Source organism: Caulobacter sp. AP07 (assembly GCF_000281955.1).
Classification (GTDB): Bacteria; Pseudomonadota; Alphaproteobacteria; order Caulobacterales; family Caulobacteraceae; genus Caulobacter.
Genome location: NZ_AKKF01000211.1, coordinates 1 through 10,695, shown reverse-complemented (window position 1 = coordinate 10,695; position 10,695 = coordinate 1). Strand labels below are relative to the sequence as shown.

Below are 10,695 nucleotides of genomic sequence, written 5' to 3'. Positions count from 1 at the left end.
GGCGACCGGCTGGTGACCATCCGCTATGTCGAGCCCAAGGCGTTCAAGGTGTTCGCCGCCCAGGCCGAGCGCCAGCCCAGCCTGTGCCCCGGCGGCGCCCAGACCTTCCTGGGCCTGCTCGACGCCATCGTCGACCGCACCGCCGACATCATCGAGCGCACGGCCGGCGAGGTCGAGACCCAGTCGCGAGTGATCTTCAGCCGGCCCCGCGGCGCGGCGTTCGAGGCCATCCTCAACCGGCTGGGCCGGGCCCAGAACGTCAACGCCAAGGCCCGCGACAGCCTGATCAGCCTGGCCCGCCTGCTCAGCTTCGCGGTGCTGGCCGAACAGTTCACCGGCGACAAGGAACTGCGCGACCACCTGAAGTCGTTGCAGCGCGACGTACAGTCGATCACCGACCACTCCGGCTTCCTGTCGGGCAACATCACCTTCCTGCTCGACGCGGCCCTGGGCCTGATCAACATCGAGCAGAACTCGATCTTCAAGATCTTCTCGGTGTTCTCGGTGATGTTCCTGCCGCCGACCCTGGTGGCCGGGATCTACGGCATGAACTTCGAGCACATGCCGGAACTGCGCTGGATGCACGGCTACCCGTTCGCCATCGCCCTGATGCTGGTCGCCGCGCTGGGGCCGCTGATGTGGTTCAGGCGGCGCGGATGGCTTTGATTCTTCGGGGAAATTGAACGTTTCCTTAAAGTTGAGACGTCAGGCTCCCGGCAAAACGAGCCCGTCTTCATGCCCCCCGCCCCTTCCGTCCAGCAGACCCTGATCCGCGACCTGCCGCCGCGCGCGCTGAAAGCCGCGGTCGAGGCGCATGGGCGCTACCTCAAGGGCCTGCCGGGCGGGACCCGCGCCAACCTCTCCTATGTCGATCTCGACAACGTCAATCTGGAGGGCGTCGACCTTTCGGAGGCCGACCTGACGGGCGCGCGCCTGTCCGGGGCCCTGCTGTCGGCCGCCCGGCTGAACCGGGCCACGCTCTATGGCGCCGACCTGCGCGACGCCGACCTGCGCGGGGCCCAGCTGGCCCGCTGCGACATGCGCGGCGCCTGCCTGCGCGGCGCCAACCTCTCCGGCGCCGACCTGTCGGGCTGCGACCTGCGCGAGGGGATCACCGCCACCCAGGACACGGTCGAGGGCTTCAAGATCCTCGCCCATCGGGCCCGCCGGGGCGAGCTGGACTATGCCGTGGCGCGCGGCGCCAAGCTGGCCGGGGCGCAGATGGGCGTGGGTTTCGCCCAGGCCGCCGACCTGAGCGACGCCGACCTGACCGGGGTCAGCCTGCAGGGCGCCCGGCTGAACCGGGCGACGCTGAACGGCGCCGACCTGTCCAGGGCCAACCTCTACAACACCGACCTGACCGGGGCCTCGCTGCGCCGGGCGGTGCTGGTCGGGGCCGACCTGGTCGGGGCCAGTTTCGAAGGCGCCGACCTGGCCGAGGTGCTGCGCGCCCCGCCGCCGCTGGTCTATGTCGACGACGCGCCGTTGCACGAGATTCTCGAGGCCCATGAGCTCTATGTGAGCTCGGAGGGCCGAGACGGGACGGCCGCCAGGATTCCGTCGGTGGATTTCCGGCCGCTCAGGCGGCTGAAGGGGCGTCGGCTCAGCGGCCTGTCGGCCCCCGGCGCGATCCTGTTCGGCATGGACCTGCAAGGCGTCCAGCTGCAGGGCGCCAATCTGGCCGACGCCGATCTGCGCGGCGTCAATCTGCGCGGCGCCGACCTGCGTGGCGCGCGCCTGGTCGGAGCCCAGCTGGCGCGGGCCGACCTGAGCGGGGCGAAGCTGGGTCCGCTGACCATCGCCCAGGGCCGCGTGCTGCGCACCGACCTCAGCCGGGCGACCCTGCGCGGCGCCGACCTGACCGGGGCCAGCGCCCGCCGGGTCCGCCTGATCGACGCCGACCTGACCCGCTGCAAGCTGGACGGTTGCGACCTGACCAGCGCGGAACTGCCGGAGGGATTTGGAGGGTTCGGGCCGGAGCCAGGGCCCGTGGGGGGTGGCTTGGGCGCGCTTGCCGGGCTAACTCCCTGACATGGCAAGAACCAAGCAAAGCCCTGAATTCGAGATCGAGGTCGGCGGAGAGCCTTTTGTCTGGCGGCTTCATCGCCAGCCCGGGTGGTCCAGCGACTCCACGGAGCGGCACGGCATGGCGATCGCCGTGCGGCACAAGGAGGCGCAGCGCGAAGCCGTGGTGGAGTTTCCGCCGGGCCCGCAGCCCAGGTACGGCGCGCCGCAACTGAAACCCTCGCAGATCGCTCCGGAACTGGTGGCCAAAGCCATCACCTCGGCCATCGCGGCGGGATGGGAGCCGTTGTCCCGAGGCAAGACGGTGGCCATCGTCGTGGATGCGACCGGCGCTTGACGTCGTTGGGATTGGAGGCCCGCTCCCGGTGCGAAGCGGACCTCCAAACCCCTACATCCGCTTTCGCAGCGGCACGAGGTCCGGATAGACCGGCTCGCGGCCCTGGGCCTTGGCCTGGAAGGCCTCCATCATGTGCGGCGGCGAGAACATGCCGGTCTGCCAGGTGGCGATGTAGTCCAGCCCGTCGCGGATGCTGTGGTCGCGGGCGTAGTTGATCATCACCTTGCTGCCGGCCACCGCCAGGGGCGACTTGCCGGCGATCTCGCGGGCGGTCTCCAGGGCGTGGGCGACCACGGCCTCGTGGCTGTCGAACACCTCGTTGACCAGGCCCAGTTCGCGGGCCCGGGCGGCGGACAGCCGCCGGCCGGTATAGGCCAGCTCGCGCACCCAGCCCTCGGGCAGCAGCTTGCACAGCCGCGGGAAGGTGCCGACGTCGGCGGTCATGCCGATGTTGATCTCGTGGATGGTGAAGAAGGCGTCGGCGCTGGCGTAGCGGATGTCGCAGGCGCTGGTGAAGTCCACCGCCCCGCCGATGCAGCCACCCTGGATGGCGACGATCACCGGCATCCGCGCCTCGTCCAGGCAGGTGAAGGTGTCCTGCAAATGGTGCACGTGGCGGCGGAAGCTCTCGGCGGCCACGTAGCGGTCGGCCGGTTCGCCGCCGGTCACGCCCTCGCCGTCGGTGAACACCGACAGGTCCATGCCGGCGCAGAAATGCTTGCCGGTCGAGGAGATGACGATGCAGCGGGCCCGGGCGTTGTCGTCGATGTCGCGGATGATGGCCGGAAGCTCGTTCCAGAACGCCCGGGTCATGGTGTTCAGGGCCTCGGGACGTTTCAACCGCAGATGTGCGACACCCGCCTCGATCTCCACGTCGAAGCAGCTATAGTCCGGCTTGTCCTGCACGCTCATGTGTCTCTCCCTTATCGTTGATCAGTTTGTATCATGGGAGCGTGGGACGCCAACCGGCCTCATGCGAAGGCCAAGCCCTTGCGAAGGAAGCACTCAGATGGCCAGACATTCGATCCCCGCGGCCCTGTCGATCACCGCGGTCCTCGCCACGCTGGTGGTCGCGCCGCTGCCGGCCGCCGCGCAGTCCAAGGGGCTGGGCGGGCTGTTCTCCTGTGAAGGCTCGGGCAAGAAGCAGGAAGGTGGCGCCCTGATCGGGGCCGGCGTCGGCGCTCTGGTCGGCCGCGCGGTCAGCAAGAACGAGAAGACCCTGGGCACCGTGCTCGGCGCGGCGGCCGGCGCGGCGGCTGGTGGCTACATCGGCTGCCGCATGCAGTCGACCGACACCGCCCTGGCCCAGCAGGCCACCAAGCGCGCGCTCGACGAAGGCACGGCCCAGTCCTGGAGCAACAAGCGCACCGGGGCCTCGGGCCGGATCGACGTGATCTCCTCGACCTACGGCCCGCCGATCCGCGGCGACCAACTGCGCTTCGAGCGCAACGTCCAGGTCCTGCCCAGCTATGACGCGGTCGGCGGCGACTACACCGTCCGCTCCACCGCCAACCTGCGCTCCGGCCCGTCCACCAAGGGTTCGGTGGTCGGCAAGCTGTCGGCCGGCGAACGGGTCGAGGTGCTGGGCGGCGTGCCGTCGAGCACCTGGCTGCTGGTCGGCCGTGGCGGCTACGGCGTGGGCTACGTGTCGTCGTCGCTGCTGAGCCAGAACGGCTACGCGGAGGCCAATTGCCGGCTGATCGCCGCCTCGATCAGCACCTCGGGCCAGCGTCCCACCACCGAACGCTACAGCGCCTGCCGCGACAACCGGGGTGAGTGGCAGCTGACGGCGGCGTAGGTCTCGCTTCGGACTTGCCCCCACCGGACCGCGTCGCGGTCGTCCGCCCCCATAGGGGGCGGAGTTCGCGGGTCCAGGCTCCGCCCCCTATGGGGGCGGACAGGCGGCGTAGCCGCCAGGTGGGGGCAAGTACGAACCCACGGCTTCCCCAGCGTCCGCATGGACGAAGAAACCCCGCGCGCCTACCCTGGGCTCCAGTGGCCGCAGCAGGAGCTTTTCGCCATGGACGCGGCCGTGTTTCGTGACCCCAAACGACGCTTCATCCCCATCGCCAGCCGGGCCGGGGCCGGCGAGATGGCGGTGCTGGAGTTCGGGCCGGCGGAGCGCCCGGTCGATGTGGTCTTCGTCCACGCCAACGGCTTCAACGGCCAGACCTACCGCGCCCTGCTGGCGCCGCTGTCGGCCGGTCTGCGGGTGCTGGCCGTCGACCAGCGTGGCCATGGCGGCAGCCGCCTGACCGCCGATCCCGACCATCGTCGCAATTGGCTCGACCTGCGCGACGACCTGCTGGCCCTGCTAGCGGCCCTCGACCAGGGCCCCGTGGTGCTGGCCGGCCATTCGATGGGCGGAACCGTCAGCCTTCTGACGGCCGCCGACGCGCCCGACGCCGTGCGCGGCCTGGTGATGCTCGACCCGGTGATCATGCCCCGGATGATGGCCTTCTACGCCCACCTGCCGTGGACCTCCGGCGCGCTGTGGAAGCGGATGCCGCTGGTCCAGAGCGCCTTGCGCCGGCGGGCGGTGTTCGACAGCCGCGAGGCCGCCTTCACCGCCTATCGCGGACGCGGGGCGTTCAAGACCTGGCCCGAGGCGATGCTGGCCGACTATGTCGGCGGCGGCTTCAAGGACCGCGACGACGGCCAGGTCGAACTGGCCTGCGCCCCGGCCTGGGAGGCCTCCAACTACAGCGCCCAGGCCCACGACCCGTGGCGGGCCATGGCGCGCCTGCGCTGCCCGGCCCGCATCCTCAAGGCCGAGAAGGGCTCGACCGCCCGGGTCGGCGAGGGTGTGGCGCGACGCTATCCGAAGGTGCGGGTCGAGACGGTGGCCGGCGCCAGCCACTTCCTGCCGATGGAACGGCCGGATTTGGCGCGGGAAGCGATCTTCGAGATGGCGACGTCTTGAAACCCTCTCCCAGAGGGAGAGGGAGGGCTTAGAGCGCCAGCCCCGCCACCGCCGCCTTCGCCAGTTCCGCCCGCGCCGCGTCCGAGATCGGCGCCGCCTTGCGGGCGTCGAGGTCGAAGGTGATGGTCGTGGCCTCGGAGGTTCCCCAGGGCTGGCCGGTGGTGGGGTCGAGCATCCAGTGGACCACCCGCATGGTGCGGTGGTCGGCGCTGACCAGGCCCGAGCGCAGTTCGACCCGGTCGCCGGCCCGAGGCCAGGCCAGCTGGACGATGCGGTACTCCAGGACCGCGCCGCCGACCCGGGCCGGCTTGGGGTCGGCATGGCGGACCACGGTGTCGCGGAACGGACCGATGAAGGCGCCGATGCCGTCCGAGACCCGGCCGATGAACTGCTCGGCGCGCATCCGTCCGAACACGTCGCAATCGGTCGGCGACAGGGCCCCCAGGCCGGTGCGCCGCAGGCCCAGTTCGTCGGCGCGGGCCAGGCTGGCGGTCGGTTCGAACGGCGAGAGGTCCAGGCTGCGGGCCCGGGCCATCTCCGGAACCTCGACCTTCAGCGCCTCGGCCCGGGCCCGGGTGACACCCGGCCACGGGAAGGCCTCGCCCTCGCGCGGGGTGACGTGGGCGACGGTGGTCTGGAAGGTGGCCGCCAGCTGGCCCGTCGCGGTGTGGACCAGCAACTGCAGCAGCCGCGCCTCAGTCTCCGAGATCGAGATCACCCCGCCCAGCATGTGCAGGGTCGCGCCGGCATGGGCCTCGCGCAGGAAGCGGATGTGCTGCTCGCGCACCACCAGGGTGGCGTTGGCGTAGGGCGAGAAGGCGTGCGGCAGGCCCAGTTCGGCCGCCAGCCCCGCCAGGCCCTCCATCGCCCGGGAGACGTAGAAGCGCACGTTCATGTGCCCCATCTCGTCGCAGTCCCAGGTGTTGACGCCCCCACGCCAGATCTCGACGCCGGGGAGGGGCTCAGCGGTCGTCATGGGAGCGGATCCGAGGGTGAGTTGAACGTGTGTTCGACCCTAGCGGTGTTCGCGCGCCATCCGCAATCGCCGGCAGGCCGTGGATGCGGACGGGGACACACACTCACCCCACGGTCTTCGCCAGCCTTGCGGGGCGCGCGCCATGAGTGTGTGTCCCCAGCTCAGCCCCGGCAATCGGCGCACAGGCCATGCGCCTCGATGGTCACGGCGGTCAGCGCGTAGCCGGCCGAGGCTCCGGCGGCGATGATCTCGGCGCTGGCCTTGGGCTCGATCTCGCGGGTCGCGCCGCAGCAGTCGCAGATCAGGAAGGCGGCGGCGTGGCCGTCGGCCTCCTTGCGGCAGGCGACATAGGCGTTGAGGCTCTCGATGCGGTGGGCGAAGCCCTGCTTCTCGAGGAAGTCCAGCGCCCGGTAGACGGTCGGCGGCTTGGCCGGCGGGCCCGATCCGCCGAAGCTGGCGATCAGGTCATAGGCCTTCACCGGCTGGCCGGCTTCCAGCAGCAGTTCCAGCACCCGGCGGCGCGGGGCGGTCAGGCGCTGGTCGGCGGCCGCGCAGCGGGCCTCGGCCGAGGCGAGCTCGGCGGCGAGGCGGTCCCCGGCGACGCCGTGGTTATGGTGGTCGTGATCGCAAGCGGCATGGGCCATGGCCAAGAGGTAGAGGCGCGGGCCGTCCGGTGCAAGCTTGGGGTCAGCGCATGTCCCCGGTCCTCAGTAGGGCGTCTTGGCCACCAGGGCGTTCTCGATGGCGCACTGGGCGGGCTTGACGGCGGCTTTCGCGCGCGCCGCGGCGATCTCCGCCCGTACCCCGTCCAGGTCGTCGCGGAAGGCCTTGGAGCCGTGCAGGGCGGCGACCAGGGCCGAGGCGTTGGTGCGGCCGGCCTCGACGGCGCTGGCGTTGTGCACGCCGCAGACCACCCGGCTCTCGCCGAACGACCGGGCCCGGATCAGGATCGGGGTGGCGTCCTGGGGATCGGCCTCGGCCAGGATCAGGCCGACGGTCCAGCCCCAGGTGGTGTGGCCAGACGGATAGTCGGGGCTGGCGGCCAGGCTGTCGGTGCGGGGCACGCAGATGTCGCCCGCGTCGATCAGATAGGGCCGCTGGCGCTTGTAGAGGTCCTTGGGCTTGTTGACCGCCGCGCCGACGTCGAAGCGCAGCTTCATCAGCAGGGCGACCAGCTTGGGGGTGGTTTCCGGGGTCGGGGTGAGGCCCAGGGCGCAGCCGAAGTCGGCCAGGATCTTCTTTTCGTCGACATCGGCCTGGGCCAGGGCCCAGCGGGGGCTGTCCTTCAGCGCCCGGGTGGCCAGGAAGGTCTTGCGGTCGGCCTCGTAGCGGGCGTCGCCGGGCTGGGGCGCCGGGGCCAGGATCTTGGTGGTGTCGAGCACACCGGCCGCCAGGTAACCTCCTTTTTGAGGAGAAGAGGGCGGGACGTCCTCCCGCGCGACGGCCAGACCCGTTCCACAGATCAGCACGGCCGCGCAGGCGGCGAGGGTCAGCTTGGCGCGCATGAAGACGGTCCCGAAATCGCTTTTGGGAACCCTGCCGTCTCGAGGCGACAGGAGCAAGACGGCTTGGCGCGCGCGCTCAGGACAGCGGCTGGGCGAGCAGGGCCGTCTCGGCGTCGCATTGGGCCTTGTCGGGGGCGGGGCCGGCCGCGCGGGCGGCGTCGAGCTCGGCGCTCACGGCCGCCAGGTCGGCCTCGAACGTCGGCGAGGCCTGTAGCGCGTCGACCAGGCCGACGGCGTTGAGCCGGCCGGCGGCCACCGAACTGGCGTTGTGGACGCCGCAGACCACCCGGCTTTCGCCATAGGCCCGGGCCCGCGCCAGGATGGCGTCGGATCGCTGCGGCTGGGCCTTGGCCAGGATCAGGCCGACGGTCCAGCCCCAGGTCGCATGGCCCGACGGATAGTCCGGCGTCAGGGCCACGATCAGGCCGCTTCGGGCGCAGATCGGGCCGGGTTCGGTCTGGTAGGGCCGCTTGCGCTTGTACAGTCGCTTGGGTCCGGCCACGGCCGAGCGGACGTCGTGGCTGGCGCGTTGCAGCAGCGCGGCCAGCCTGGGTGTCGTTTCGCGGGTCGGGGTGACGCCCAGGGCGCAGCTGAAGCCTGCGAGGATCTTCGCCTCGCGGGCGTCGGCCTGGGCCAGAGACCAGCGCGGGCCGTCCTTGAGCTGGCGGGTGGCCAGGAAGGTCTGGCGATCCTGTTCGGCGGCGGCCGAGCCCGGGGCGGGCGGCGGCGGCACGACCTTGCGCGCGTCGTAGGCGTCCTGGGCGAGGTAGCGCCCGGCCTGCGATCCGCCCAGGCTGGCGCAGCCGGCCAGCGCCAGGATCGCCACTCCGCAGGTCAGCCAGGCGCGCATGAAAAAGGTCCCCGAAATCACTTCCGGGGACCCTGCATTTTCAACGCGTCCGTATCAAGACGACTTAGGCGAACAGCTTCTGCCACCGGGGCTTTTCGCGGCCCTTCCAGGCTTCGCGGTGATAGGCGTCCGAGGCGATCAGCGGCACCACGGTGGTGGCTTCGGCGAACACCATCTGCTCGTGGGTGGTGTTGACCTTGCCCCAGCTGGCCGCTTCCTTCAGCGTCGAGGACGAGCAGGCGCCGTCGCGCACGTCGGCCACGGTGATCTGGATGGCGTACTTGTGCATGTCGGCCTCGACGCCGAGGATCTCGGCGCAGACCACGGTGTCCTGGGCGAAGTTCTTGGGCACGCCGCCGCCGACCATGAACAGGCCGGTGGTGCCGGCCGCGATCTTGATGTCGGTCAGTTCGCGGAAGTCGGCGACCGCGTCGATCATCAGGTAGGGCTGCTTGGCGGCGATGCGTTCCTTCTGGTGCTTGACCAAGCCAAAGCCGGCCGAGCTGTCGACGAAGGCCGGGCAGAAGATCGGCACGCCCTCCTCATAGGCGGTCTGGATCAGCGAGCCGGGCTTCTTGGCGTTGCCCTCGCTCAGCCACTTGCCCATTTCCCAGATGAACTCGCGCGAGGAATAGGCGCGCGGCTCCAGGCGGTTGCAGATCTCCAGGATCGTGTGGTCGCAGTTCTGGAGCTCTTCCTCGTCGATATAGGTGTCGTAGATGCGGTCGATATAGTTGTCGCGCAGCACGTTGTCGTCGACCGGGCCGGCGGCCTGGTAGTGCTTGAAGCCCAGGGCCTCGAAGAAATCCATGTCGACGATCGAGGCGCCGGTGGCGACCACGGCGTCGATCATGCCGTTCTTCACCATGTCGCGGTAGACGTGCATGCAGCCGCCGGCCGAGGTGGAACCGGCCAGGATCAGCCACGGCGAGCAGGACTTGTCCTCCAGCGCCATGTTGAAGATGTCGGCGGCGCGGGCGGTGTCGCGGCTGGAGAAGCTCATCTTGCGCATGGCGTCGATGATCGGACGGGCGTCGAACGACGTGATGTCGATGTGCTCGACGACGTTCTGCAGCAGCTCGGCCTTGGTGTTCGGAACGGGAGCGTTCATCGCTTCGGTTTCCCTGACTTTGGACGCCCGTCGTTGATAGGTGACCCTTCGCCGGGACGGAGCGACCGGCGGGGGCAAGGGAAATACGGCCGCGCCCGACGTTTCACGACGTCGGGCGCGGCGCGCGGTTTAACTCAGAAACGCTCTATTCGCGAATGACGACGGATCAGCGACGTTCTTCTACCGACGACGGCGCTTCTTGCCGGCCGCGCCCTTGGGGCGCGAGAAGCGGACGATCTTGCGTTCCTCGGCCTCGGGCCGGGGCGTGGGGATCGAGCGCTTGGCCAGGCCGTACATCGAGGCCATCGGCGCGTCCGAAACCCGCGCGGTGTCGGTCTCGCCAAAGCCGTTGAAGCGGGTCGACATCGCCACGCCATAGGCGCCCAACATGCCGATCTCGATATAGTCGCCCTCGTCGACGCTGTCGGGCAGGTAGAACGGGCCGGGCATGTGATCGACGCTGTCGCAGGTGGGGCCGTAGAAGCGGAAGGGCTTGAGGCCTTCCTCCACCACTTCGCCGTTCTTGCGCAGCAGCTTGACCGGGAAGGGCCACTTCATGTGCGCCGCGTCGAACAGCGAGCCGTACGACCCGTCGTTCAGATACAGCGCGTCGCCCTTCTTCAGCTCGACCTTGACCAGCAGGGACGAGGCCTCGGCCACCAGGGCCCGGCCGGGCTCGCACCACAGCTGGGTCGACTCGTGGACCATCATGTCGTTGAAGCCGCGGTCGATGGCGGCCAGGTATTCCGACATGTCGGGCGGCACCATGCCCGGATAGACCGACGGGAAGCCGCCGCCCACGTCGACGACGTCGGCCAGCACGCCGGCCCGCACCAGGGCGCGCGAGGCCTGGGCCATCGCCGCCTGGTAGGCGGTGGGGCGCATGCACTGGCTGCCGACGTGGAAGCTGACGCCCATCAGGTCCTGGGTCGAGCGGCGGGCCGCCAGCAGCAGGGCCGGGGCGTTGT

At 70.2% G+C, this 10,695-nt stretch carries 12 protein-coding genes; 5 read left to right on the top strand and 7 right to left on the bottom strand.

Translation table 11 applies throughout. From position 1 onward, the window contains the following. The 3 genes from PMI01_RS19420 to PMI01_RS19410 all read left to right on the top strand — a co-directional run. Positions 1–666, top strand: a 666-nt coding sequence (locus PMI01_RS19420; protein ID WP_007672851.1) for a magnesium transporter CorA family protein, incomplete at its 5' end; no start/stop codon positions are given. 69 nt (positions 667–735) lie between these two features. Continuing rightward, positions 736–2,031, top strand: coding sequence for a pentapeptide repeat-containing protein (locus PMI01_RS19415; protein WP_007672850.1), 1,296 nt, complete (start codon positions 736–738; stop codon positions 2,029–2,031). A 115-nt stretch (positions 2,032–2,146) separates the two neighbouring features. Beyond that, the gene (locus PMI01_RS19410) at positions 2,147–2,362 is read left to right on the top strand and encodes a hypothetical protein (protein ID WP_007672849.1); all 216 of its coding nucleotides are present in this window, start codon (positions 2,147–2,149) and stop codon (positions 2,360–2,362) included. Positions 2,363–2,413: 51 nt separating this feature from the next. On the opposite strand, the gene PMI01_RS19405 is transcribed toward PMI01_RS19410, so the two are convergent. After that, positions 2,414–3,274, bottom strand: coding sequence for a crotonase/enoyl-CoA hydratase family protein (locus PMI01_RS19405; protein WP_007672848.1), 861 nt, complete (start codon positions 3,272–3,274; stop codon positions 2,414–2,416). 97 nt (positions 3,275–3,371) lie between these two features. Between PMI01_RS19405 and PMI01_RS19400 the strand changes: the two genes are divergently transcribed. Continuing rightward, positions 3,372–4,160: an SH3 domain-containing protein gene (locus PMI01_RS19400; RefSeq protein WP_007672846.1), complete on the top strand. Its 789-nt coding sequence runs from the start codon at positions 3,372–3,374 to the stop codon at positions 4,158–4,160. 222 nt (positions 4,161–4,382) lie between these two features. Further along, on the top strand, positions 4,383–5,285 hold the full coding sequence (locus PMI01_RS19395; protein ID WP_007672845.1) for an alpha/beta fold hydrolase: 903 nt from the start codon (positions 4,383–4,385) through the stop codon (positions 5,283–5,285). 28 nt (positions 5,286–5,313) lie between these two features. Here PMI01_RS19395 and PMI01_RS19390 read toward each other — a convergent pair whose 3' ends face one another. The 6 genes from PMI01_RS19390 to PMI01_RS19365 form a co-directional block, all read right to left on the bottom strand. Beyond that, the gene (locus PMI01_RS19390) at positions 5,314–6,261 is read right to left on the bottom strand and encodes a thioesterase family protein (RefSeq protein WP_007672844.1); all 948 of its coding nucleotides are present in this window, start codon (positions 6,259–6,261) and stop codon (positions 5,314–5,316) included. 161 nt (positions 6,262–6,422) lie between these two features. Next, complete coding sequence (locus tag PMI01_RS19385; RefSeq protein WP_007672843.1) at positions 6,423–6,905, bottom strand: Fur family transcriptional regulator; 483 nt, start codon at positions 6,903–6,905, stop codon at positions 6,423–6,425. A 63-nt stretch (positions 6,906–6,968) separates the two neighbouring features. Continuing rightward, positions 6,969–7,766, bottom strand: a complete 798-nt coding sequence (locus PMI01_RS19380) for an acid phosphatase (RefSeq protein WP_007672842.1) — start codon at positions 7,764–7,766, stop codon at positions 6,969–6,971. Positions 7,767–7,842: 76 nt separating this feature from the next. Continuing rightward, a complete protein-coding gene (locus PMI01_RS19375; RefSeq protein WP_007672837.1) occupies positions 7,843–8,616 on the bottom strand; it encodes an acid phosphatase in 774 nt (257 codons plus the stop codon). 64 nt (positions 8,617–8,680) lie between these two features. Then, positions 8,681–9,727: a 1,9-bis(guanidino)-5-aza-nonane synthase gene (locus PMI01_RS19370; protein ID WP_007672835.1), complete on the bottom strand. Its 1,047-nt coding sequence runs from the start codon at positions 9,725–9,727 to the stop codon at positions 8,681–8,683. A gap of 180 nt (positions 9,728–9,907) precedes the next feature. After that, the coding region (locus PMI01_RS19365; protein ID WP_007672833.1) for a diaminopimelate decarboxylase at positions 9,908–10,695 on the bottom strand (788 nt) is incomplete at its 5' end.